This window comes from Rahnella inusitata (assembly GCF_965118895.1).
GTDB classification, from domain to species: Bacteria; Pseudomonadota; Gammaproteobacteria; order Enterobacterales; family Enterobacteriaceae; genus Rahnella; species Rahnella inusitata_A.
Genome location: NZ_CBCPJJ010000008.1, coordinates 121,170 through 144,602 on the forward strand (window position 1 = coordinate 121,170; position 23,433 = coordinate 144,602).

At 56.7% G+C, this 23,433-nt stretch carries 21 protein-coding genes; 5 read left to right on the top strand and 16 right to left on the bottom strand.

The window, feature by feature from the left end; translation table 11 throughout:
* Window positions 1–103 precede the first annotated feature (103 nt).
* The 7 genes from ACMHLI_RS06515 to narX all read right to left on the bottom strand — a co-directional run bounded on the left by ACMHLI_RS06515 (window position 104) and on the right by narX (window position 7,466).
* Window positions 104–1,210 carry an iron-containing alcohol dehydrogenase family protein gene (locus ACMHLI_RS06515; protein WP_413528737.1) on the bottom strand — a complete coding sequence of 369 codons (1,107 nt, stop codon included), beginning with the start codon at window positions 1,208–1,210 and terminating at the stop codon, window positions 104–106.
* 64 nt (window positions 1,211–1,274) lie between these two features.
* A complete protein-coding gene (locus tag ACMHLI_RS06520; RefSeq protein WP_413528738.1) occupies window positions 1,275–2,129 on the bottom strand; it encodes a MurR/RpiR family transcriptional regulator in 855 nt (284 codons plus the stop codon).
* A gap of 3 nt (window positions 2,130–2,132) precedes the next feature.
* Window positions 2,133–3,452 carry an MFS transporter gene (locus tag ACMHLI_RS06525; protein WP_413528739.1) on the bottom strand — a complete coding sequence of 440 codons (1,320 nt, stop codon included), beginning with the start codon at window positions 3,450–3,452 and terminating at the stop codon, window positions 2,133–2,135.
* A 220-nt stretch (window positions 3,453–3,672) separates the two neighbouring features.
* Window positions 3,673–3,996, bottom strand: a complete 324-nt coding sequence (locus ACMHLI_RS06530) for a hypothetical protein (RefSeq protein ID WP_413528740.1) — start codon at window positions 3,994–3,996, stop codon at window positions 3,673–3,675.
* Between the two features lie 116 nt (window positions 3,997–4,112).
* Entirely contained in the window at window positions 4,113–4,967 is an 855-nt protein-coding gene (gene fhuF / locus ACMHLI_RS06535) for a siderophore-iron reductase FhuF (RefSeq protein WP_413528741.1), read from the bottom strand.
* Window positions 4,968–5,028: 61 nt separating this feature from the next.
* Window positions 5,029–5,679, bottom strand: a complete 651-nt coding sequence (narL, locus tag ACMHLI_RS06540; protein WP_112169481.1) for a two-component system response regulator NarL — start codon at window positions 5,677–5,679, stop codon at window positions 5,029–5,031.
* Window positions 5,676–7,466, bottom strand: a complete 1,791-nt coding sequence (gene narX / locus ACMHLI_RS06545) for a nitrate/nitrite two-component system sensor histidine kinase NarX (protein WP_413528742.1) — start codon at window positions 7,464–7,466, stop codon at window positions 5,676–5,678. Before narX ends, narL begins: the two co-directional genes overlap by 4 nt.
* A gap of 376 nt (window positions 7,467–7,842) precedes the next feature.
* Between narX and ACMHLI_RS06550 the strand changes: the two genes are divergently transcribed.
* The 5 genes from ACMHLI_RS06550 (at window position 7,843) to ACMHLI_RS06570 (ending at window position 14,852) form a co-directional block, all read left to right on the top strand.
* The gene (locus tag ACMHLI_RS06550; protein ID WP_413528743.1) at window positions 7,843–9,261 is read left to right on the top strand and encodes a NarK family nitrate/nitrite MFS transporter; all 1,419 of its coding nucleotides are present in this window, start codon (window positions 7,843–7,845) and stop codon (window positions 9,259–9,261) included.
* A gap of 154 nt (window positions 9,262–9,415) precedes the next feature.
* Window positions 9,416–12,379, top strand: a complete 2,964-nt coding sequence (locus ACMHLI_RS06555) for an autotransporter outer membrane beta-barrel domain-containing protein (RefSeq protein ID WP_413528744.1) — start codon at window positions 9,416–9,418, stop codon at window positions 12,377–12,379.
* A 328-nt stretch (window positions 12,380–12,707) separates the two neighbouring features.
* Complete coding sequence (locus ACMHLI_RS06560) at window positions 12,708–13,619, top strand: LysR family transcriptional regulator (protein WP_413528745.1); 912 nt, start codon at window positions 12,708–12,710, stop codon at window positions 13,617–13,619.
* Between the two features lie 105 nt (window positions 13,620–13,724).
* A complete protein-coding gene (locus tag ACMHLI_RS06565; RefSeq protein ID WP_413528746.1) occupies window positions 13,725–14,222 on the top strand; it encodes a DUF2501 domain-containing protein in 498 nt (165 codons plus the stop codon).
* Window positions 14,223–14,573: 351 nt separating this feature from the next.
* A complete protein-coding gene (locus tag ACMHLI_RS06570; protein ID WP_413528747.1) occupies window positions 14,574–14,852 on the top strand; it encodes a hypothetical protein in 279 nt (92 codons plus the stop codon).
* A gap of 22 nt (window positions 14,853–14,874) precedes the next feature.
* On the opposite strand, the gene nth is transcribed toward ACMHLI_RS06570, so the two are convergent.
* The 9 genes from nth to dcuC form a co-directional block, all read right to left on the bottom strand.
* Entirely contained in the window at window positions 14,875–15,513 is a 639-nt protein-coding gene (gene nth / locus ACMHLI_RS06575; protein ID WP_413528748.1) for an endonuclease III, read from the bottom strand.
* Window positions 15,506–16,204: an electron transport complex subunit E gene (locus ACMHLI_RS06580; RefSeq protein WP_413528749.1), complete on the bottom strand. Its 699-nt coding sequence runs from the start codon at window positions 16,202–16,204 to the stop codon at window positions 15,506–15,508. Before ACMHLI_RS06580 ends, nth begins: the two co-directional genes overlap by 8 nt.
* Window positions 16,197–16,829: an electron transport complex subunit RsxG gene (gene rsxG, locus ACMHLI_RS06585; protein ID WP_413528750.1), complete on the bottom strand. Its 633-nt coding sequence runs from the start codon at window positions 16,827–16,829 to the stop codon at window positions 16,197–16,199. The genes ACMHLI_RS06580 and rsxG overlap by 8 nt, the downstream gene beginning before the upstream one ends.
* A 9-nt stretch (window positions 16,830–16,838) precedes the next feature.
* The gene (gene rsxD, locus ACMHLI_RS06590; RefSeq protein WP_413528751.1) at window positions 16,839–17,891 is read right to left on the bottom strand and encodes an electron transport complex subunit RsxD; all 1,053 of its coding nucleotides are present in this window, start codon (window positions 17,889–17,891) and stop codon (window positions 16,839–16,841) included.
* Window positions 17,892–20,015 carry an electron transport complex subunit RsxC gene (gene rsxC / locus ACMHLI_RS06595; protein WP_413528752.1) on the bottom strand — a complete coding sequence of 708 codons (2,124 nt, stop codon included), beginning with the start codon at window positions 20,013–20,015 and terminating at the stop codon, window positions 17,892–17,894.
* A 1-nt stretch (window position 20,016) separates the two neighbouring features.
* Window positions 20,017–20,583: an electron transport complex subunit RsxB gene (gene rsxB / locus ACMHLI_RS06600; protein ID WP_413528753.1), complete on the bottom strand. Its 567-nt coding sequence runs from the start codon at window positions 20,581–20,583 to the stop codon at window positions 20,017–20,019.
* On the bottom strand, window positions 20,583–21,164 hold the full coding sequence (gene rsxA / locus ACMHLI_RS06605; RefSeq protein WP_112167628.1) for an electron transport complex subunit RsxA: 582 nt from the start codon (window positions 21,162–21,164) through the stop codon (window positions 20,583–20,585). The genes rsxB and rsxA overlap by 1 nt, the downstream gene beginning before the upstream one ends.
* 39 nt (window positions 21,165–21,203) lie before the next feature.
* Window positions 21,204–21,644, bottom strand: coding sequence for a DUF2569 domain-containing protein (locus tag ACMHLI_RS06610; RefSeq protein WP_413528754.1), 441 nt, complete (start codon window positions 21,642–21,644; stop codon window positions 21,204–21,206).
* A 160-nt stretch (window positions 21,645–21,804) separates the two neighbouring features.
* Window positions 21,805–23,172, bottom strand: a complete 1,368-nt coding sequence (gene dcuC, locus ACMHLI_RS06615) for an anaerobic C4-dicarboxylate transporter DcuC (protein ID WP_413528755.1) — start codon at window positions 23,170–23,172, stop codon at window positions 21,805–21,807.
* Window positions 23,173–23,433: the final 261 nt, after the last annotated feature.

Sequence of the window (23,433 nt, forward strand, 5' to 3'; positions counted from 1 at the left end):
ACGCGGCCAAAGGCTATGTAAAGCAGTACTCGACCAGCATTTAAAACCGCCAATATCTGGCGCTGATATGCCGACGCCCAAAATCTTGACGTTGATCTTGAGTTTAATCTCTGTCCTTCGCTGCGGCTCCCCGCAAAGATAACTGTTCGACCCTGTCTATTGCGCGCCGAATTGCGCCAAATTCAATCTCCCCCGGCATGTTCCCCATATCCGGAGTGCTCAGGCTCCGGTCAATAATTACTGCCAGATCCTCCTCCGTGATCCCCCCGGCAAGCTGAGATAACTGCGTCGGAACGGCACTGGCCTGCGCGAGGGCAATCGCGGTTAGCAACTCTTCGTCGCTGCGGCCCTCCAGCGCCAGCAGGCATAAATTCCCATAGCCGACCAGCAGACCGTGTGCGACGTGGCGGGTTTTGTCGCAGGCGGTGAAACCTTCGTATAAGGCATGTGCCGCGCCGGTGTGCGCGCCGTTGCTCATGATTGAGGTGAGTCCTGCATAGAGAAAAATCGCGTCAAGAACCTGCTCGAGCGCGTTGTTGGCTTTGCCTTCCTGCACGGCAAAACAGGCGTCAGCGGCGAAGTGTTCGATGAGGGTATAGCAAAGTTCGCTGTTGGTGCGGGCAACGCCCGCCAGGCCGGTGAGCTGGCTGAGATCGCTGATGGCGCGGTATTCGTACCACTTCGCCAGCGTATCGCCGATGCCCGCTGACAACCAATGTAGCGGGGCGGCGGCGAGAAGATCGGCGTCGATAACCGCAGCGGCCGGGCCGCAGGGGAGAGGGTACATATCGCGAAACTGGCCGTCCTGATGATAACGAAACGTCAGCGACGTAACGGCGGAACAGGTCCCCGCAATACTCGGCAAAGTGACGACCGGGACATTGCAGGCAACGCCCGCCGCTTTGGTGGCATCGATGGCTTTACCGCCGCCGGTGGCAATGATCACTTCCACCCCCTGCGTGCGGAAAATGTCGGCCAGCCGGTTGATCTCTTCCTGACAACATTCGCCGTTAAACACTTCGCTGCCAAGATAACTGACCATCTGCTGTTCCAGCTGGTCGGCGACTTTCGCCTCGACGCTGGCAATCGCGCGTTTGCCGCCGACCAGCATGGCGCGCTGTCCCAGACGTCCGCACATCGCGCCCAAATGCTTAATCGCCCCGCGCCCGCGCAGGACGCTGGCAGGAAATACCAACCAGTGGGTGAACATAGAAGCCCTCAGAAAACGCAGTGTTTTAAGAAGTATAGAAGGCCTCTTAAGGATCGCCGGAAATTCAGCGGCGGCGCTGACGGACGGCGTCGTGGGTTTTGCGCAGGGCATCGCGCGCGCCCGGTAACCGCTGGGCGATACCGATGTAAAGACAATCGATGATCAGCAACTGGCTGGTGCGGCTGGCCATAGCGGCGGCGCGGAAACCCAGCTCGCGCCCGCTGGTCAGCAGCACGGCGTCGGCTTTGCGGGCGAGGGGAGAACGTCCGCCCGCGGTGATCGCCAGCGTTTTGGCACCGGCGGATTTCGCCTGCAAAAGCGCATCGAGAACGCCGGTGGTTTCGCCCGAGTGGGAAATCGCCAGCGCGACGTCGGCAGAGGTGAGCTGACAGGCGCTGACCAGACTTTCATCGGTGCTGCCGTAAGTCTGGGCGATGACGCCAACGCGGCGCAGCTTTTGGCAGAAATCCTGGGCGACCAGCGCCGATGCGCCTGCGCCGTACACATCGATGCGTCTGGCCTGCGCCAGCACGCTCACCGCCTGCTCCAGCGTTTCACCGCTGAGCAACTGCGCCGTGGCACTTGCGCCTTCCACTTCAAATGCCAGCAGTTTATGCAGGATCTGTTTCGGCGTGTCGTCCTCGCCGATATCCGCCACCAGCGGCTCACCGGCAGGCGCTTTGCGTGGAAGTTCGGCGGCTAATGCCAGCCGCAGCGCGGGATAACCTTCGAAGCCTAACCGTCGGCTGGCGCGCACCACAGTGGCGGTGCTGGTCGCAGCACGTCGGGCCAGTTCCGCCACGCCGAGCCGGGAGATGCCCGGCGGATCGCTGATAATAAGGGTGATCACCCGCTGTTCAGCCTGTGAAAAACTTCCCTGTAGCGCCGCTAAGCGCGACTGTAAATTCATCACGCTCATCGGTTATTTATCCAGTTCGCGCAGATGGTCATCTTTGCGCAGCGTCATGAGCGCAAACAGGCTGACGATGCAGGTTGCGACCACGTAATAGGCCGGAATATCCAGATTGCCGGTTTCTTTGATAAGACCCGTGATGATAAGACCCGCGCAGCCGGAGAACACCGCGTTTGACAGCGAATAGGATAAACCAAGGCCGGTGTAACGCACGCGGGTCGGGAACATTTCCGCCAGCATCGCCGGGCCGGGTCCGGCAATCATGCCGATAGTTGCCCCGGCGATCAGCACCGCAACACCTTTCGCCAGCAGGCTGCTATCCGGATTTTGCAACAGATGCAGCAGCGGGAAGCTGAGGATAATCACCGCCAGCACCGCCGCCATCATCACTTTTTTACGGCCAATTTTGTCGCTCAGCCAGCCAGAAGGGAGGATTGCTATAGCAAAACCGACATTCGCCAATACCGTCGCGACCAGCGCCTGTAAAAACGTGGCGTGCAGCGAGGTTTGCAGATAAGAAGGCATTACGACGAGGAAAGTATAACCGCCCGCCGACCAGCCCATCATGCGGCCAATCCCCAGCGCGATGGCTTTGGCGGTGGCCACGGCAGAGGCTTTCTCAGCAGCGGTTTTTTGCGCTTTCACTTCCGGCTTTTTACTCGCCACAAAACTTGGCGTTTCATCGAGTTTGAGGCGCAGCCACAGCGCTACCAGCCCCATCGGCAGGGCGAGCAGGAACGGAATACGCCAGCCCCAGTCTTTCATCTGCGCGTCGGGCAGTGTCTGAACCAGAATCGCCACCAGCCCGACACCGGTCAGTAAACCTAAGGAGACGGTGAACGACTGCCAGGCGCCGTAAATACCGCGTTTGCCTTTCGGGGCGAACTCGGTCATCAGCGAGACTGCGCCGCCGAATTCACCTCCGGCGAACAGCCCCTGAAACATCCTCATCAGCGTCAGTAAGAGCGGTGCCGCGACGCCGATCTGGGCATAAGTCGGCAGCAGGCCAATGATGGCGGTGGCGACGGTCATCAGTAAAACCACGGCGATGAGCGTCGGTTTACGACCAATGCGGTCACCGATGCGGCCAAAAATAATCGCCCCAATCGGACGGCAGAAAAATGCCAGCGCGAAAGAGGCATAGGTGAGCAGCAAGCCGGTCAGGCCGGTCTGGCCTTCCAGCGTAAAGAAATTACCGGCGATAAGCGTCGCCAGATAACCATACACACCGAATTCGTACCATTCGATAAAGTTGCCGACGGAACCGGCAACAAGTGCCCGACGGGACTGACTGGCGCTGGCTACAGCAGGGGAAGTCTGGCTGGTCATCAATAACCTCAGGTCATGAGCAGATAGGAAATGTAAATAATTTTCTAAATTCAGGTGATCATTATGTCAATAATTTTCATCTACTGAACAAAATAAAAGCGAAATCTGTGGGGTTGAACCGAATTTAAAGAGGAATACGCAGATGAAACAAAACAGGCGATGCCCGGAAGCATCGCCTGTCTGCGGAATGTTTGTGCAATAAAAGGGGGAGTGAAAAGGGTCAGAGCGTGTGGATGTCGATCCCATCGCCGATGTTACTTTTCTGGTAATAAGCGCGTGGCACTTCTACCTGATACTGCTTGTCGGCGTACGCGACTTCCAGTATGAAACGCTCGTTTTCATAAGATTCCACCGGGATAAACCCGAAGAATCCCTCCGCCACGCTGATGGTGCGCGAAGACGGAACGGCATAACGGTGAACAATCCTTGCTCTGAGCGGCTGCTGAGTGCCAGTTAACATATTCCATACGCGGTTAACGGGTTGCGACAGCGTGTCAAGCACGTCTGAGGCCAGCGAGTTGAGCGTCGATTTCTTCATAGTCATGATGAATACCTCGTTGGTCTATATAACCTAATTCTTATAATTATCTGCGGTTAAGATCCAATGATTTTTAACGCTAAGCTTAGTCAGGTTTTGTAAGCCTTTGGCGGATTTAGAAATTACTCCGCCATCGTTTTGCGTCTTTTGCCGGATTTACGTTCTGCTAGCAATAACGGGCAGGAAGGACACATCGCGTGATCTGCCAGATCGTAGCGCAGACAGCACTGTTTACGGTATTGCGGGCTGTCGGGATCGGCAGGGTTTTCCGGGCGCAGCGGCTGGAACAGCGGATTTTTACCGCCCCAGCGCAGCTCACGGGATTCCATCAGCGCCATGCCGTCAGAGATATCCGCGTTCGCCAGCTCCGCCTGTTTAACGCCCCAGCCGACGCGGATCGCCGCGTTACTCCAGTAAATACCCGGCTTGAGACCGGAGAATTCTGCCAGCGCTTCACACACAGGGCGCAAATGCTGCTCGATCATCACATCAAACCGCGCCATTGGCTCGGCGGACGTCAGCGCTTCGCCCTCGCCGTCGAGATAAATTTGCGCCGGTAATCCCTCTTCCTGCATGCACAAATAGACATTTTGCGCAGCGATAGGCAACTGCCAGCCGTGGCGCAGGGAAACGATGACCCAGCTCGGCAACAGGGTGGCGAAATACCATTGTGACCACATCGAAATCCGCGCACGGCGTTTGTCGCACTGTGCGGCGTCGGCAGCGTTGGCATCCAGATAGCGTTTGAGCACGCTGGCGCAGCCTTCGGCCGTGGTCAGGTGCGACATCGGCACGGCGTTGGTCACCAGCGGTGTCAGCGGTTTGAAGGTGTCCGCCACCCAACTGACGGGCGTATCGCGGAAACTGTCGAGAAGTCTTTGCATTGTCGGTGTCGAATGGGATTCGGCGCTATAAATCATGGAGGTAGAGTAGCGAATATTGAAGCGGAATAGTAATGATTTCGATTTAGATTGCACAAAACGCCACACCGCGCACGCAGCGGGGCGCAATGGCTGTGCCCCGCCATAAAGCAAAGGCTTACAGCACGTTACTTTGCAATACCCAAACTGCCGCCTCGACACGGGATTTAAGTTTCATTTTTTTCAGCAGATGCTTAACGTGGACTTTCACCGTGCTCTCAGTGATGTTCAGACGGCGGGCGATCATCTTGTTCGGCAGACCTTCGGCAATCAGCTTGATGATGTCACGCTCGCGCGGCGTCAGTGACTGAATATCCCTGTCTCCGCTTGGACGGCTTTCGCGCAGGCTGGCGGCCAGCACTGGCGTCAGGGCTTCGCTCAGTACCATCTTACCGGCGGCGGCGTTGTGCAGCGCGGTCAGCAAATCTTCCGGCTCCATGTCTTTGAGCAGATAACCGTCGGCACCGCGCTTGAGCGCCGTCACCACGTCATCTTCATGATTCGACACGCTGAACACCACCACACGCCCGGAAAGCGAGGTCTGGCGCATCTTATCCAGCGTATCCAGCCCGTTCATGCCGGGCATGTTTAAGTCCAGCAAGATCAGGTCGGGATCGAGCTGTTTCGCCAGCTCGACGCCCTGTTCGCCGTTGCTGGCTTCTCCGATGACTTGCAGGCTGGTGTCGAGTGCTATCAGCTGTTTGACGCCGTTACGCAGCATAGGATGATCGTCAATCAGCAAAATGGTGGAAGGGGTGATGTCGTTCATACTTGCTCCTGGGGATTGATGGGCAGGGCTTCCGGGCGGAAACGCACCACAACTTCAGTGCCGCCGTCCGGGCGCCGGTCAAACCGGCAACTGCCGTGTAAGGTACTGGCGCGATCCTGCATGATGATCAGGCCATAATGATTTTGCCGTTCGGCGTGTTGATCAATGCCCTGACCGTTGTCGCAGATGCGCATGGTGATCTCTGTGTCATCGCAATGCAGGGAAAGCGAAACCTGCGTTGCTTTGGCGTGTTTGTGCGCATTGTTCAGCGCCTCGCGGGCGATGTGCAGCAGATGTATGCCCTGATTGGCGGGTACGGAACGTGGCGGTATCTGATAATCAAAACCGACCGTCAGCCCCATGCGGCGCGAGAATTCATCGACGGTATGTTGCAGCGCGGCACGCAGGCCGGGCGTGTTGAGCGTCAGGCGGAAGGTGGTCAGCAGTTCACGCAGCTGACGGTACGCGGTGCTCAGCTCATCACGCATTTGCTTTAACAGATTTTTGTCGTCTTCGGAAAACGATTCGGCGTGCATCTGCAGGCAGGCGACCTGAATTTTCAGGCAAGACAGCGACTGCGCCAGCGAATCGTGCAGCTCGCGGGCGATGGCCGATCTTTCTTCCATCAGCATCAGTTGCTGCTGATGTTCTGCCTGCCGCGCCAGCATCAGCGTACTGGTCAGCTGTTCGAGCAGGGTCGTCACCAGCTGTTGCTGATCGTCGTCCAGATGCTGGCCCGGTGGCAGCTGCGCCAGCAACACGCCGTAGTTCTCGCGCTCATCGCGCAAACTCCAGCTCAGTGATTCGCCGTTTTCATCCGCGTGTTCCCCGACCTTCGGGCTGACCGGCTGGCGCGGCGATGCGTTACTGAATTCGTTAAAAACTTCGGCGCTGTTGTTCTCATACTGACGCAGCTGAACTCCGCTCAGCGGGGTCAGAGACTGCAACTCTTTCAGCACCGGCTCCATCCGCACGTCCAGCGGTTCGCTGGTGTGCAGCTGGCGGCTGACGCGGTACAGATAATCCAGCACCTGATTTTTTTGTTGCAGATCGGCGGTTTTTTCCGCCACGCGCTGCGCCAGATTATCCACCATTTCCGCCAGCGCCAGGGACATGCTGTTGAGCGAGTCGCCCAGAATATCCATCTCGTTGTGCGCATCACCATTTGCCACGCGTTTGCGTTGATAGCGATGGCTGAAATCGCCGGCGGTGATGGCGCTGGCCTGCGATAACAGGTTGCGCCACGGCATCAGCAGGTGGCGGCGCAGGAACCAGATGGTGACGGCGAGCAGGAACAGGGTCACCGCCACCAGCGCACGCTGGATAAGCGATATCTGCTGTAAATGGTATTCGGTTTTGTGTTCGAGAGTGGCGACCAGCACATCGAGCTGGCCGACAAACACTGCGACGTTGGCGGAAATATCCTGCGGACGTTTGGCCGTCAGCACCTGATCGCGCAGCGTGGTTTGCCAGTAATTACGCAGTGCCAGAAACTGTGGTTGCAGGTTTTCACGTTCGACCGCCTGCAACAGATCGGCGCTGTTCTGATCGACTTCCATCTGACGAATGTAAGCGGTGTTTTTCCCGCTGAGCGGTACTTCCGACAGCAGCCGGTAACTCTGCATACGCAACGATCCGGCCTTATTGATAGCGTGTGCGTTGCCTTCGATACTGCCCGCCATCCACGCTGCCATGCTCATGCCGCCAATGCCCAGCAGGCCGAGCAGCAGCATCAGCAATGTAATCTGGCTGACCAGCGACAAAGAAGGCAGGGCGCGTTTAAGCATGGATCGGGTTTCCGGTGGCTGTAAAAAGCGTTAAGTAATTGGTTATATACCGCTTAGTGCTAAGATAACCGCAGTGTAATGGGGGGCATTTTTTATGATCCGGATGACTTTCCCTATACCTCTTTGTGATTACTCCTTTATTTCCCTGCAAGTGCTGTCTGAGGGGGCAGGCAAAGGATTAAGTCATCAACCTGATGAATAGTAGCATTTTATTGGAAAGCAGCCCGATACTCACAAAGGGTCTGGGATGATTTTAACGCCTTTTTCCACCTGCTGTTGCGTTGATTTGCATCAACATCCCTAAGCGGTGCTCTACCTAGTGTGTGCGACATAACTCAACCATTACAACAATAACGCGCTTCAACTCGAGGTTCTTATGTCACACACATCCGCTTCACCGACGAAAAAACCGTCCCGCCTGTTGCAGGACTGGCGTCCGGAAGACCCGGCATTTTGGGAAAAGACCGGCCATAAAGTCGCCAGCCGAAATTTATGGATTTCCGTACCGTGCCTGTTACTGGGTTTCTGCGTCTGGATGCTGTTCAGCCTGGTTTCCGTAAACCTGAACAAAGTCGGTTTTAACTTCACCACCGATCAGCTGTTTATGCTGACTGCCATCCCGTCCGTGTCCGGCGCACTGCTGCGCGTACCTTACTCCTTTATGATCCCGCTGTTTGGCGGACGTCGCTGGACGGCGCTTAGCACCATCTTCCTGGTTCTGCCTTGCGTATGGCTGGGCTTTGCGGTGCAGGACATCAGCACCTCCTACAACACTTTCTTAATCATCGCACTGCTGTGTGGCTTCGGCGGCGCGAACTTCGCCTCCAGCATGTCTAACATCAGCTTCTTCTTCCCGAAAGCCAAACAGGGCGGCGCGCTGGGTATCAACGGCGGTCTGGGTAATCTGGGCGTCAGCGTGATGCAGCTGGTTGCTCCGCTGGTTATCTCCCTTGGCGTGTTTGCTGCGTTCAGCGATAAACAAACGCTGGCTAATGGCTCAGATATCTGGCTGCAAAACGCCGCGTGGATCTGGGTACCGTTCCTGGTGGTCGGGACGATTGCCGCGTGGTTTGGTATGAACGATCTGGCGTCTTCTAAAGCGTCGATCCGCCAGCAGCTACCGGTGCTCAAACGTGGTCACTTGTGGATCATGAGCGTTCTGTATCTGGCGACATTCGGCTCGTTCATCGGCTTCTCCGCCGGTTTCGCGATGCTGACCAAAACCCAGTTCCCGGACGTTAACATCTTGCAATTCGCCTTCTTCGGTCCGTTCTTCGGTGCACTGGCGCGTTCTGCAGGTGGCATGTTGTCCGACCGTCTGGGGGGGATCCGTGTGACGCTGGTGAACTACATCCTGATGGCCATCTTCGCCGGACTGCTGTTCCTGACCCTGCCGGTCAACGGCGTGGGCGGTAACTTCCCGGCCTTCTTCGCGGTATTCATGGTGCTGTTCCTGACGGCCGGTCTGGGAAGTGGTTCAACTTACCAGATGATTGCGGTGATCTTCCGTAAACTGACCACCGATCAGGCGAAAGCGCGCGGCGCAAGTGACGACGAAGCCCTGCGCGAAGCCGTGACCGATACCGCTGCGGCACTCGGTTTCATCTCTTCCATTGGCGCGATTGGCGGGTTCTTTATCCCTAAAGCCTTTGGCACCTCTCTGGCGCTGACCGGCTCACCGGCTGGCGCGATGAAAGTCTTCCTGGTGTTTTACGTGGTGTGTGCGCTGATCACCTGGCTGGTGTACTGGCGTAAGCTGAATAAAGGTTTTGCGACCAAACAGGTCAAAAACTGAGTCAGCGAAAGCGAAAGGAAAAAATAACTTAAAGGGGCTTCGGCCCCTTTGTTATGCCACACAAATCCCGCCTGTACTCTCCCACCAACGTATTATTTTTTTACTATCCTTAACGCAAATTAGACAAAGCTGTCGTGTTTGGCGGGGGTAGGGAATGAAGAAGCAAAAGATTTCTTCGGTGAACTGTTGCAGGACGCTCCTGACCATCCTGATAAGCCTGGGCTTTTCCGGGACGGTTGTAGCGGGGTGTGATATCACCCAGCCCGCGTCCGGCCAGAGCGTGACGTGCTCGGTCAGCACGCCGAATCCTTCTGTGACGGGGGTCACGGCGGTGACGGGAAGTGACAATGTCACGGTGAATATTGATACTGGCACTATTCTGAATTTAAGCGATCAAAACGGTGTGCTGATCTACAGCAACAGCTCAGTTTTTCAACGTGGCACGCTGAATATCAGCAACGACAGTTTTGACGGCATATCCTCCCGCCTTTCCGGCAACGTCATTGAGAATTTCGGCACTATCAACACGCAGGGCGTGGAATCAGAAGCACTCTTTATTTCTGGCACCGACAATCAGGCCATCAATCAGTCCGGCGGGATGATCACCACCTCCGGGGATGATTCCAGCGGAATGATAAGCTTCAGAGCCTCGACCACCGACGTTGGTGATAATCAGCTGACCAATGCGGGCATGATTTCCACGTCAGGCGCGGGCTCAGCGGGGATGTTTGCGCAGGGCACCGGCAACCGGCTGACCAACACCGGCAGCATTAGTACCACCGGCGACAACGCCTCCGGCATGCAAGTGAACGGCAACGGGAATCTTCTCGATAACCGCGGAACAATCGTCACGCAGGGGCGCGCGGCGAACGGCATTAATGCAGGCGGTGGCACCGAGCTTGGTAGCGTCACCAACGCCGGGGCGATCACCACGTCGGGGGTGTTCGCCAACGGCGTGTATTTCGATAATGCCGGGACGTTCACCAACGCGGCGGATGGCAACATTACCAGCAGCGCCGCGCGTGGCGTGCTGGCGACGGCGGGCGGCACGCTGACAAACCACGGTGAAATCCGTGCGTGGCGCGACGGGATAGACAGCTACTACGGCGTCGCGACCATCACCAATACCGGTTCCATCACCTCTGACAATGAGCGCGCCGTGCATTTCGACAGCGACGACAACGGCACGCTGATTAACAGTGGCGATCTCACTGGCAACGGCGTCGCGGTGCAGTTTTCCGGTGGCACCGACACCTTCATCTGGCAAAACGGCGGTGCGATCACCGGCTCGGTAGATATGGCCGCAGGCGACGACACCGCAACACTGATCAATATGGACGACAGCAGTTTGACGGCAATGCCCGCTCTCGACGGTGGCACCGGTAACGACCGGCTGACGCTCGATAACGCCCGGCTCAGCCAGCCATCACGTTTTATCCAGTGGGAAAGCCTGCTGCTGCAAAACGCGGCGCAACTGACCCTCAACACACCGCTGGTTATGGGGGATGCGCAGAGCGGAACCGGCAGCGTCAGTATTGATGCCACCAGCGCTTTACTGGCGGGGGGTCAGAGCGCCGCAAGTATCGCCAGTTTTAGCGGCGAAAATGACGTCAGCGTCACGAACGCCGGCACGATAGATCTGACCAACGGCGGCAACAGCACTGCGGACCGGCTGACGATTAATGGCAATTACGTCGGCAACAACGGCGTACTCAAACTGCAAACCGTGCTCAACGGTGATGATTCGGCCTCAGACCGGCTGGTGATTTCCGGCGGGCAGGCGAGCGGCAGCACGCAGATCCAGGTGACGAACGTCGGCGGGACGGGCGCCGCAACGCTGAATTCCGGCATTATGCTGGTCGAAGCCACCAACGGCGCGACCACCACAACCGGCGCGTTTGCGCTGGCGGGCGGCTCGGTATCCGCCGGTGCCTACGAGTATCTGCTGTTTCGCGGCAGCAGCGACGATGCCCAGGGCTGGTATCTGCGTAATTCACTGATCGTCCCGCCGACCACGCCGCCGGTGACCCCTCCTGTGACGCCCCCGGTAAATCCTCCTGTGACGCCGCCAACCACACCACCGGTGACTTCTCCTGAAATCCCGCCGGTGACGACACCGGGCACGCCGCCCGAGATCCCACCGGTGACGTCGCCGGTCGTCCCAACCGCGCCGCCGGTGGGCACTGTCGTTCCGCTCTACCGACAGGAAGCGCCGCTGTATCAGGCGGTCTCTCCGCTGGCGCAGCAGATAGGTCTGCATCAGATCAGCACATTCCATGAGCGGCAGGGCGAGGTGAACACCCAGGGTCAGGCGGCCGGCTGGGCGCGAACCTTTGGTGTTCACAGTGAACAATCGTGGTCGGGCGCGACATCCCCGGCGTTCGACGGCAATTACGCCGGGCTTCAGGTCGGGCAGGATTTGCTGGCGGGCAATCGTGATAACGCCGGTGTGTTCTATGGCTATACCCGTGCAAAAGGCATTGTGAAAGGGTTTGTCAATGGTCGCCGCGACGCCTGGGCCGGAGATCTGACGCTGGAAGGCAACAGCGCAGGCGTGTACTGGACGCATCACTGGGATTCACTGGCGTATGTGGATGCGGTGCTGGTTCACACCTGGCTGAACGGGTCAACCACCTCCGGGCGCAGGGTGGACGCAGACATCGGCGGTAAACTCTGGTCGGCTTCGCTGGAGGCGGGCTATCCGGTCCCGATGGCGGATAACTGGTCGCTTGAACCGCAGGCGCAGTTCATCACCCAGCGGCTGAATCTCGATGACAGCACCGACAGCATTTCAGACATTCATTACAGCGATGACACCACCTACACCGGGCGCGTCGGCGCACGATTGCAGGGGAACTACGGCGAGCTGGGTAAACGCCTGATGCCGTTCGTGAGAGTCAACCTGTGGCACGACTTCAACGGCACCAGCACCGTCACGCTGGGCAATGACACCCTGAGTCAGGACGAAGGCAGTACGGCACTGGAAGTCGGCGTCGGCGTGGCCGCCAGCCTGAGCCGCCAGATTGAACTTTACTCAGCCGTCAGTCATACCAGCGACGATGACAGCGAACACCGGCAGGATGTCAGCGGTAATCTGGGGGTGAAAATAATCTGGTAAGTCCGTCGCGGGCATTAAAAAACCGGCTCACTGGCCGGTTTGCATTCGCAAAAACATCAGAACATTGTTGCGTTAAATATTTTAACGCTAACCCCAGACTAGGCCGATGTACGCAGATAGATACCTTTAACGCCATTTAATTTGAGTTATGCGAAAGGGAGATGCGTGAAAAATGCGTTCTGCGACAGGGGTTCTGAGTTATCCGGAAAAACAAATGTCTCCAATGTGGGATATCATGCGTTATGCATTAATTGGAAACGGCCGGGCGAATAGAGATCCGTTCACACTCCATTCCAGATTATTCACCTAACTCAATGAAATAAAAATTTTGGACATCAAACAGCTCATCTATTTATGTAATCTCGAACGCGAGCGGCATTTTGGCCGGGCGGCGGAAGCCAGTTTTGTCAGTCAGCCGACGCTGTCGATGCGCTTAAAAAATCTCGAGAAAGAACTCGGGCTGAACCTTATCAACCGTGGCAATAACTTTGAAGGTTTCACCGCCGAAGGGCTGCGGGTGCTGAGCTGGGCGCGGGAAATCGTGGCGGTGTATGAAGGGCTGAAGCTGGAAGTGGAATCGCTTAAGCAGGGCATGAGTGGCACGTTACGCATCGGCGTGATGCCGCAGTGCAGCGTTTCTCTGGCGCAGCTTATCAAAGCGGTGAGTCTGGTGCATCCGGGGCTGGATTACCGGGTGTCTGAAGTGAGCGCCGATCAGCTGATCGAGGCGCTTAGCAGCCATTCGGTGGACGTCGGCATCGGATTTTTCGAATTCTCTACCCTCAATGAACTGCGCTTCCAGCTGGTGCCGATCGATGACGGCGGTGTTGACGTGGTTTATCACCCGGATCACTTCCCGGAGTTGCAAAAGCTCAGTCTGATCAGCGCCGAAGAGGCCGTGGCGTTGCCGCTGTGCCTGTCCGAACCGAGCCGCTATTTTCGCCGCTATCTGGATAATTTCTTTCGTCAGGCCGGGCTGGAGCTGCATCCACGTCTGGAAAGTACCTCGATATTCCAGCTGATGCAGGGCGTTTTTGTCGGCATCGGCTGTGCGCTGGTGCCACGCGGGCATCTGATCGACGAAATGAATCCGGCGCTGAAACGTTGTCCGCTGGATATCACGCCGATGAGCCGCCATGCCGCACTGGTGGTTGCCGAAGCAGGGCGGTCAACACCGCTGGCGCAGCACTTCTTCACCGCTGCCGGTCTGTGGTTAGCGCAGCAGCAGATTCAGAAATAAACCAATACTATTCAGTGCAGCTTTATCTCATGAAATCCTATTGATGTAATGAATGTTTGGGGTCAAGCTTTGCGTTATGACTTAAGTGAAATGGATGGAATAAAAATGAAAGCATTAAAGACGGTGATTCTTGCAGTGGCGACGAGCGGTATTTTACTGGCAGGCGGCGCGCAGGCGTCGAATAATCTGCTCGGGCAACTTCAGCAGGCGGCTAACGAAGGGCTGAACGGTGCGGGCAAGAACACCAACAGCACCGGCACGACATCTTCGCTGACCTCACTGCTTAGCGGCGGGGACAGCGCACTGACTTCGACCAGCGCCAACAACGTGGCAGGTGTGTTGCAGTACTGCGTGAAAAACAACGTACTTTCCAAAGCCAGCACCGATAATGTGAAAGACCAGCTGTTAAGCAAACTGGGCATCCAGACCGCCTCCGGCGCACAAAGCCAGGATTACCAGCAGGGGCTGGGTGGCTTGCTGAAAACCGGTAAAGATCAAAGTGTGGATCTGAATAATCTGGGCAGCGGATTGACGCAGGTGAAAGAGAAAGTCAAAACCAAAGCATGTGATGTGGTGCTGAAGCAGGCCAAATCGTTTATTTGATTTTTGCTGTTGGCGCAGCAAATAGCGGCCTGTAAGGCTGACTGCGAAAGTTTCGGTTTCTCAATAACGGTTATCAATCGGCCTTCCGCGCCGAAACCGACCAAAGAGGGCTAAGACGAGCCCTCTTTGGAATCTCCACGTCTTAAACTGCGCGCTGCCGCTTGCTGGCTATGTTTCAGGTAGCACAGCGACAGGCTGGAAATCTTGCCGCTGCGCGGTACCTTCGTTTCGGGATTGCAGCCTCAGGTCTGCAACCTCTCACTCAGCAAGATTTCTGAATCGCCCGCACGATCTTAAATTCAAAAGAAAAATGGTTTTATCTTTTAGAAAAGTAGATTGGCGCGCTCAAAAATGGCACCGAATGAATGGTTCGAGACCTTAGGCTCGAAGCCTGAAATTCGGGAATCGCGCAGCGATGACATTTTGCGCCACTCACTGATGCACCGGAAGATGTCCGTCGTGCCTGTGATAACGCGCAGTGAAAAAGCGAAGGGAGATCCAAGAGGGAAAAAGCACTTTTCCCTCTTGGTCGGTTTCGGCGCGAAAGGCCGGGTGATAACAGATATTGAAAAACCGAAATTGTTTCGAACCAGCCCCTCGCTGCAAGCGAGAGAACAATTAAAATTTTAAAGGGATCCAAAGGGAATCCCTTTCACTCCGCGTACACCTTCTCTTTGCTCTCGCACAAATCTTCGATCAGACAACTCCCGCATCGCGGCTTACGTGCAATACAGGTATATCGTCCGTGCAAAATTAGCCAGTGATGGCAATCGAGCATAAATTCCTTCGGGACGACTTTCAGCAATTTCTCTTCGACGTCTTCGACGGTTTTTCCCGGCGCGAACTTCGTCCGGTTGCAGACGCGGTAGATATGCGTGTCGACGGCAATCGTCGGCCAGCCGAAGGCGGTGTTAAGCACCACATTGGCGGTTTTACGCCCGACGCCTGGCAGGGCTTCCAGCGCGGCACGGTCTTCGGGAACCTCACCGTTGTGCTTTTCCAGCAAAATGCGACAGGTTTTGATCACGTTCTCGGCTTTTGAATTGAACAGGCCGATGGTCTTGATGTATTCCTTCACGCCGTCCACGCCGAGTGCCAGAACGGAAGCAGGCGTATTGGCGACCGGATACAGCTTCGCGGTCGCTTTATTCACACTGACGTCCGTGGCCTGCGCGGAAAGTAGCACCGAAATCAACAGCTCAAACGGGGTGGTGTACACCAGTTCGGTGGTCGGGTGCGGATTGTTGTCCCGCAAACGGCTGAGGATCGCGACGCGCTTTTCCTTATTCATGCACACTTCCTTTTGGCAGAGTTTCTTCAGCCGCGACGTGCTGCACGGCTTTGCGCGCTTTCATGCGCTGGTCGATCAGATATTTGCCTGCCAGCAGCAGGCCGAGGCCGATAAAGGCGCCCGGTGGCAGCATCGCCAGCAAGAACGGGTTGTCCAAATGAATCACTTCTACGCGCAGTACCTTCGCCCAACTGCCGAGCAGTAAATCAGCGCCGTTAAATAACACGCCGCTGCCGAGAATTTCACGCATGGAACCTAGCACGAACATCGCACAGGTCGCGCCGAGGCCGGTCATCGCGCCGTCGAGCGCCGCCAGATGTACCGGGCTGCTTGCCGCGCAGGCTTCCGCCCGTCCGACCACAATGCAGTTAGTGACGATGAGCGGAATGAAGATCCCCAGCGCCTGATAAAGACCAAACGCATAGGCGTTGATCAGCATCTGCACGGTACTGACCACCGAAGCGATAATCAGCACGTAAATCGGAATACGGATTTCATCCGGGATCCACTTACGGAACGCCGAAATCATGGCGTTGGTGCAGGTCAGCACCAGCGTGGTCGCCAGCCCCAGCCCTAAGGCGTTGGTTGCGGTGGACGTCACGGCCAGCAGCGGACAAAGCCCCAGCAGCTGCACCAGCGAGGAGTTATTGGTCCACAGACCCTGAACGATTATCTTTTTGGCTTCACTCATCACGGGCTCCACAAGGGGTGAGGTGGGAAAGCTGAGACGGTACCGTCCCGATAAATAATGCGGTGCGTTTAACGGAACGCACCACCGCGCGCGGAGTAATGGTCGCGCCGGTGAACTGATCAAACATACCGCCGTCTTTTTTCACTGCCCAGCGCGCATCACTTGCGCCGTTGACGGTCTGATTGGCGAAATGCTTGATCCAGTCGGAAATACGCACTTCAATTTTGTCGCCCAGGCCCGGCGTTTCATGCTGTTCCAGCACGCGAGAACCGTACACGTTGCCGTTAAAATCCGCGGCAACCAGTAACTGAATGGCACCGGAGTAACCGTCTGGCGCGGTGGTTTCTACCACGGCAGCGACCGGTTTACCGGCTTTGCGCGCCAGATACATCCGGTGTGGTGTAGCGGTGCCGAGGGATTCATCAGTGACGTTGTAACATTCATCCTGCAAGTTGTTATCATATACGCTGGCAGGAATGACCTGATCGAACAACGTTTTTTGCTGTAACAGCGCCTGATGTTCAATCGTCGGCTTGGTCATCAGATTGACCAGAGCGGTCATACCGGTCATCAGGGCGCCAAAAAATGCCAGGATCAGGCCGTGGCGTCGCATTGTAGCTAACATAATTCTTCCTCAGCGATGCCCGTAAACGCGCGGCTGCGTGTAGTGATCAATCAACGGCACGGTAATGTTGGCCAGCAGAACGGCAAAGGCCACGCCGTCAGGATAACCGCCGTAAGTGCGGATAAGCCACATCAGTAAACCAATCAACGCACCAAATATCAGACGACCTTTCGGCGTGGTTGACGCGGTGACCGGATCGGTCGCGATAAAGAAAGCGCCCAGCATCGTTGCACCAGAGAACAGGCCCACCAGCGGCGAGGAGTAGCTCTCCGGCGCCAGACCCCAGGCGAGAGCGGCGCAGAACGTCAGCATGCCGAGCATTGCCACCGGAATGTGCCAGCTGATGATTTTGCGCCACATCAGATACAGGCCACCGGCCAGGAACCCGAGGTTAATCCACTGCCAGCCGAGACCGGCCAGCGCGCCGCCAAACAGCGGGGTGGCAAGGATTTGATCGGCAGAATGGCCGGAGCGCAAACCGGTTTTGAACGCATCCAGCGGCGTTGCCTGCGTCACGCCATCGACGTTCATCTGTAACTGATATGCGCTCAGATCCTGACTGTTGTGACCGGTAAAAATGGTCAGCAGCGTGTCGGCAAAACCGACGTGATGATGCTGCAACGCATCCGGCGGCAGCCAGGTGGTCATCTGTACCGGGAAGGAAATCAGCAGCACGACGTAACCGACCATCGCCGGGTTAAACGGATTCTGCCCCAGACCCCCGTACAGTTGCTTGGCGATGATGATGGCGAAGATCGTGCCAAGCACCACCATCCACCAGGGGCCGAGCGGCGGCAGGCTGATACCCAGCAGAACCGCCGTCAGCAGGGCGCTGTTATCGCCAAGACGTTTTTTTACCGGTTGTTTGCGTAGCTGCAATACCGCGCCTTCCGCCAGCAGCGCAATGGTGATTGCCAGCGCGAGCTGAACCAGCGTGCCATAACCGAAAAACCAGACCTGAGCGACCAGGCCGGGAATGCACGCCATAATCACCATCATCATGATGGTGCTGGTGTTCTGGCGGTTATGTGTAAAAGGTGAACTTGCAATCCTGAAGGCCATTTATTCCTCGTTCGACATGGTCTGAGCGGCTTTACGGGCCTTAACACGGGCGATCGCAGCAGCGACGGCAGCTTTGCGTGGATCGCTTTCTTGTTGTGATGTGTCTTTTTGTTCCGGTTCAGCGTCCTGCGCTTCACTCAGCGCGGCGGCCTTTTTGGCCTTTGCACGGGCAATGGCAGCGGCGACGGCGGCTTTGCGTTTGTCGTCAGCAGAAGGCTCTGCCGGTGACGTTGTCACGGATTCAGCCACAGCGGCTTTCGCACCGTCCGGCTGTGCGGCAGCGGCTTTTTTGGCTTTTACGCGGGCGATTGCGGCGGCCACGGCGGCTTTGCGATCGTCAGCGGCTTGCGCCGCAGGCGCGACGTTCAGCTCGCTGTCCGTTGCTTCCACCACCACGCCGGTCCCGGCTTTTTTAGCCTTCATCCGGACGATGGCAGCAGCGACGGCGGCTTTACGGTCATCATCGGCGGTCGGTGCGACTTCAGGTACGGGCTCAGAGGCCACGGGAATTTCTTGCTCAGCTGCCGCTTTTTTGGCTTTCGCTCTGGCAATTGCTGCTGCAAGCGCCGCTTTACGCGGATCGGCATCGGCAGAGTCTGCCACCACGTCAGCTGCTGGCGCAGTTTCGACCGGCGTGTCATCGAGTTTCACGGCCGCTTTCTGATGTTTCTCTTCACGTGCTAATTTTTCACGTTCCATACGCGCCTGTTTGGCTTCGAAGCGGGCTTTAGCTTCGGTGGCGCGGGCGGTTTCAGTGTCGATGGCGCGGATTTCGGCCTTTTCCTGCCGATAATATTGCACCAGAGGAATGTTGCTCGGGCAGACATAGGCGCAGGCGCCACATTCGATGCAGTCGAATAAATTATGGTTGCGGGCTTTCTCGTGTTCCTGACCTTTACTGAACCAGTAAAGTTGCTGAGGCAGCAAACCGGCCGGGCAGGCGTCGGCGCACAGGCTGCAACGGATGCAGGCTTCTTCCGGCTCAGGCTGACCAAGTTCGGATTCAGACGGGGCCAGCAGGCAGTTGGAAATTTTAACCACCGGTACGTTAAGCGATGGCAGGGTGAAGCCCATCAGAGGCCCGCCCATGATCACCATCTTTTTGTCGCCCTGCGGCTGCAATGCGCCTTCCTGCATCAGGTGCGCCACCGGTGTGCCAAGACGCGCCCAGACGTTGCCCGGTTTCGCCATCGCTTCGCCGGTCAGCGTCACCACGCGTTCGATCAGCGGTTCGCCATCGATGATTGCGCGTTTGATGGCATACACCGTCCCGACGTTTTGCATCAGCACGCCGATGGACGACGAGTGATGGCCTTTAGGCACCTCGAGTCCGGTCAGAATTTTGGTCAGCTGTTTGGCGCCGCCGGACGGGTATTTGGTCGGTACCACGCGCAATTCGAACCGCACGCCAGCGGCCAGATCACGCTCCATGCTGGCTTTGATGGCGGCTTTAAATGCAGCAATGGCGTCAGGCTTATTGTCTTCAATGCCGATCATCACGCGTTCCGGATGCAGCATATGGCACAGAATGCGGGTGCCTTCGAGGATCTGATCTGCATGCTCCTGCATCAGCCGGTCATCGGCGGTGATGTAAGGTTCGCACTCGGCGGCATTGAGAATAAGCGTGCGGGTAGAGGTCAGCCCGCCCGAGAGTTTGCTGGCGGTCGGGAAGCCCGCGCCGCCGAGACCGGCAATACCGGCCTGACTGATGCGCTGATTCAGCTCATCGGCGGAAAGTTTGCGATAGTCGGCAATCAATTCGCGTTCGCACCAGGTGTCCTGGCCGTCGGCGTCGATCAGCACGCATTGCTCTTTCAGCCCGGAAGGGTGCGCGGTGATGTGCGGCTCGATGGCAGTGATCACGCCTGAGGTCGGAGAATGCACCGGTACCGTACGGCCACGGCCTGTGGTCAGCGGCTGACCTTTCAGAACACGGTCGCCAGCCTGCACGCACAGCTCGCCCTCAGGGCCAAGATGTTGCTGAAGAGGGATGATAAAGCGCTCAGGCAGCGGCACGTTGCGCAGCGGAACGTGGCTCGACTGAGTCTTCATTTCCGGCGGATGGATCCCGCCGTCGAAGTCCCAGATTTTGTCTTTTTTGAGCGCGGCAAACAGATTAAACATGTTACTCCGCATGGATGACCTGAACCGGAATGGATTGCATATCCCACTTCCAGTTTGCGGTGGTGGTTTTGATCGGCAGCATTTCGATGCAGTCGGTCGGGCACGGCGCGACGCACAAATCACAGCCAGTACATAAATCGGTCACTACGGTATGCACGGCGCGAGTGGCACCCACGATGGCATCGACCGGGCAGGCCTGAATGCACTTAGTGCAACCGATGCAGTTACTTTCGTCGATGTAGGCCACGCGGCGAACCGGTGCGGCCGCGGCGGCGTCTTCGCCCATCGGCTGCGGCTCAACGTTGAGCAGCGTGGCGAGTTTTAGCATGACCGCTTCGCCGCCCGGCACGCATTTATTGATGTTGTCGCCATTGGCCACGGCTTCGGCGTAAGGTTTACAGCCGGGATAGCCGCATTGCGCGCACTGGCTTTGCGGCAGGATATCGTCAATCTGATCGACCACCGGGTTGCCTTCCACGGCAAAACGGCGCGATGCGTAGCCCAGCAGCAGGCCAAAAACCAGTGCCAGAGCGGTCAGCGCGGCAATCGCTACCCATAATTCAAACATCAGAATTTCACCAGACCGGTGAAGCCCATAAAGGCCAGCGACATCAGACCTGCGGTGACCAGCGCAATGGAAGATCCTTTGAACGGCGCAGGGACGTCAGCGACGACCAGACGCTCACGGATGGCGGCAAAGAGCACCATGACCAGCGAGAAGCCAAGCGAGGCGGCAAAGCCGTACAGCGCAGATTCCATAAAGCCGAACTGCTGGTTGATGTTCAAAAGCGCCACGCCGAGTACGGCGCAGTTGGTGGTGATGAGCGGCAGAAAGATGCCCAGCAGGCGATACAGTGACGGGCTGGTTTTGCGCACCACCATTTCAGTGAACTGCACTACTACTGCGATGACCAGAATGAACGCCATCGTGCGCAGATAGACCAGCTCCAGCGGCATCAGGATGAAGGTGTTGACCATCCACGAGCAGATATTCGACAGGGTGATGACGAACGTGGTCGCCAGCCCCATGCCGATAGCCGATTCGAGCTTCTTGGAAACGCCCATAAAAGGGCACAGGCCAAGAAACTTCACCAGAACGAAGTTATTCACCAGCATGGTGCCAACAAACAGTAATAAGTATGAGGTCATGACAATAGCCCGGACATAATAAACATTAAAACTTCAGGGTTATTCCGTGAAGGTTTCTTTCACCCGCAGTGAGCGCTTGAAATAAGGCACAAACACCGCAGCGGCTAATAACGGTAACAATAAGTTACGAACAGCCAGATCGTCGGTAACCGGCGAGAAAGCAAAGGCTTTTACCGCCAGCAATACGGTACACAGCAACCAGATAATATACATTTTCGGCAACGCTTTGGCGCGCTTGCAGAATTGCCACAGTACAGTGACGGTAAATAACCCCATCGCCAATGTGGTCACTACGGAGAAATACCATTGCAGGGTAAATGCCTGCGAATTGGTCAGTAAATAATCCCGCGATTCCGGCATAAATAATGCCATGGAAAACAACGCCAGCATTAATACGACGCTCATCAGCGTCACAATCAGATACGCCATCGGGGCCAGTAGCCATCCGCCAATACGTTTGTAGCCCGGAATATTCGACATAAAAAACCTTTATTACGCGGGTTTTCCACCCGGACAGTACGGGGAGCTTTTCCCCATCTTCAAGGCGCAGTAGCTTAACCTGAGAGATAATTTCTCGTTATCGTATTTATGTGATCAATATCCCCTTCGTTTTTGAAGGGGATTTGCAATGAATGGCAGATTAACGCACAGGGACCAGAATTTCCGTTGCGACGATCACCACAACCAGACCAACCAGAACCGGCACGGAAGTGCGTTTGACCACTTCAAACGGGGAGATTTTAGCCATACCGGCGACGGCGACGATCACACCCGAGACCGGGGAAATCGTGCGTCCGAGGTTAGAGGCCTGAAGCATCGGGATGACCAGATACTCCGGATTAATGCCCATTTTCGCCGCCAGTTTCGGGATAAGTTCGACGAAGGCATAGAAGGAGGCGTTACCTGAACCGGTGGTCATGGCGGCCAGCACGGTGATCGTAACCAGAACCAGCATCATGATAATGCTGCCGGAACCGAAGTTCTGCGCCAGCCCGATCAGGCTGCTTATGAACCCGACGGTGCTCAGCCCTTGCGCGAACACGCCCGCCGCGACCAGTAACATCACCACGTTGGCGAAGGCATCCGCCATGCCGCGATAAGCGACGTCCAGACCGGCGAACACGATTTTTCCGCTGCGGTTGCGCACGGTTTCAATCAGTGCGGTAAGCAACATACAAATCACCAGAATGGTGATGATGTGCAGATTCGGTCCCCATTTGCCGTCGAATATCAGCACACCGATGATGGGAGTGAAGGGAAGAATGGCGTAAAACGCGGGCGCGTTGGTTTCCACAACGTCATCTTTATTCGAATCCACGGCACCCACCAGTTCAGAGGTATCGCGTTTATCCAGATAACGCTGCCAAAAGAAGTGGGCGACGGCCATCGCCACAATGGCGGCGATAGAAATCGGCAGGGTGACTTTAAACGCGAAATCTACCAGCGGCATGTTCGCCGCCTGCGCCGCCAGCACCACGTCGCCGGAGGTTGGAGAAAGAATGATCGCCGCAGGCGACGCACAAATCGCCGCTGCCGCACCACGGCTGATGCCGACGTTGACCATAATCGGGAACAGTGTTGCCATCAGCAGCACGCCCAGTCCGGTCGCTGAGGAGACGGCCAGTGACATCAGGCACGCCAGGATATAGGCGGCGACCATCAGGATATACGGGGAATTGATCATCTTGAGCGGGCGGGACGCCAGTCTGACCACCACGTCGTTCGCGCCGATATGCGTCATGTAAGCCGCGAAACCGCACAGCATCATGATCATCATTCCGAGATCGCCACCCCGGCTCATCAGCAGAATTTTGACGTACTCGACGATATCCGTGGTATTCCAGCCGGTGCTTTTCGCACCTTCCGGCAGCACGCTGTGGCCCATCAGCGCACTTATTACCAGCAGCAACAGCCCGCCCACCATCAGCACGCCAGTTGGTGAATATCCTTTGATGATGTATCGCCCGACAAACACGGCGACCACCAGCCCGATCAGCAATTCCCACATACGTTGACTCCCCGGAGATTAAATTTGGACAAAGGCGGGCACTGTGAACAATAAATGCGGTGCGTGTTATGACGCCCATCAATGATTGGGGTTGAAACGGGGAGGGGATTTGGGAAATGTGATGCGAGGCTGACATAACGGGGGGCGGCTTTTAAATCGATTTTTAGGTCAAGACCTTGTGCTGCCGCCCAAACCGGCCCAAAGGACGCGTAAACGCGCGCCCTCTGGACTCCCGCGTTATCAAAAAACGTGCCCTGCATC

Excerpts from the sequence above, each read along its gene's own strand:
- ACMHLI_RS06515 (WP_413528737.1), bottom strand. The coding sequence starts at position 1,210 with ATGTTCACCCACTGGTTGGTATTTCCTGCCAGCGTCCTGCGCGGGCGC.
- ACMHLI_RS06520 (WP_413528738.1), bottom strand. The coding sequence starts at position 2,129 with ATGAGCGTGATGAATTTACAGTCGCGCTTAGCGGCGCTACAGGGAAGT.
- ACMHLI_RS06525 (WP_413528739.1), bottom strand. The coding sequence starts at position 3,452 with ATGACCAGCCAGACTTCCCCTGCTGTAGCCAGCGCCAGTCAGTCCCGT.
- ACMHLI_RS06530 (WP_413528740.1), bottom strand. The coding sequence starts at position 3,996 with ATGACTATGAAGAAATCGACGCTCAACTCGCTGGCCTCAGACGTGCTT.
- narL (WP_112169481.1), bottom strand. The coding sequence starts at position 5,679 with ATGAACGACATCACCCCTTCCACCATTTTGCTGATTGACGATCATCCT.
- narX (WP_413528742.1), bottom strand. The coding sequence starts at position 7,466 with ATGCTTAAACGCGCCCTGCCTTCTTTGTCGCTGGTCAGCCAGATTACA.
- ACMHLI_RS06550 (WP_413528743.1), top strand. The coding sequence starts at position 7,843 with ATGTCACACACATCCGCTTCACCGACGAAAAAACCGTCCCGCCTGTTG.
- ACMHLI_RS06555 (WP_413528744.1), top strand. The coding sequence starts at position 9,416 with ATGAAGAAGCAAAAGATTTCTTCGGTGAACTGTTGCAGGACGCTCCTG.
- ACMHLI_RS06565 (WP_413528746.1), top strand. The coding sequence starts at position 13,725 with ATGAAAGCATTAAAGACGGTGATTCTTGCAGTGGCGACGAGCGGTATT.
- ACMHLI_RS06570 (WP_413528747.1), top strand. The coding sequence starts at position 14,574 with ATGGCACCGAATGAATGGTTCGAGACCTTAGGCTCGAAGCCTGAAATT.
- nth (WP_413528748.1), bottom strand. The coding sequence starts at position 15,513 with ATGAATAAGGAAAAGCGCGTCGCGATCCTCAGCCGTTTGCGGGACAAC.
- ACMHLI_RS06580 (WP_413528749.1), bottom strand. The coding sequence starts at position 16,204 with ATGAGTGAAGCCAAAAAGATAATCGTTCAGGGTCTGTGGACCAATAAC.
- rsxG (WP_413528750.1), bottom strand. The coding sequence starts at position 16,829 with ATGTTAGCTACAATGCGACGCCACGGCCTGATCCTGGCATTTTTTGGC.
- rsxD (WP_413528751.1), bottom strand. The coding sequence starts at position 17,891 with ATGGCCTTCAGGATTGCAAGTTCACCTTTTACACATAACCGCCAGAAC.
- rsxC (WP_413528752.1), bottom strand. The coding sequence starts at position 20,015 with ATGTTTAATCTGTTTGCCGCGCTCAAAAAAGACAAAATCTGGGACTTC.
- rsxB (WP_413528753.1), bottom strand. The coding sequence starts at position 20,583 with ATGTTTGAATTATGGGTAGCGATTGCCGCGCTGACCGCTCTGGCACTG.
- rsxA (WP_112167628.1), bottom strand. The coding sequence starts at position 21,164 with ATGACCTCATACTTATTACTGTTTGTTGGCACCATGCTGGTGAATAAC.
- ACMHLI_RS06610 (WP_413528754.1), bottom strand. The coding sequence starts at position 21,644 with ATGTCGAATATTCCGGGCTACAAACGTATTGGCGGATGGCTACTGGCC.
- dcuC (WP_413528755.1), bottom strand. The coding sequence starts at position 23,172 with ATGTGGGAATTGCTGATCGGGCTGGTGGTCGCCGTGTTTGTCGGGCGA.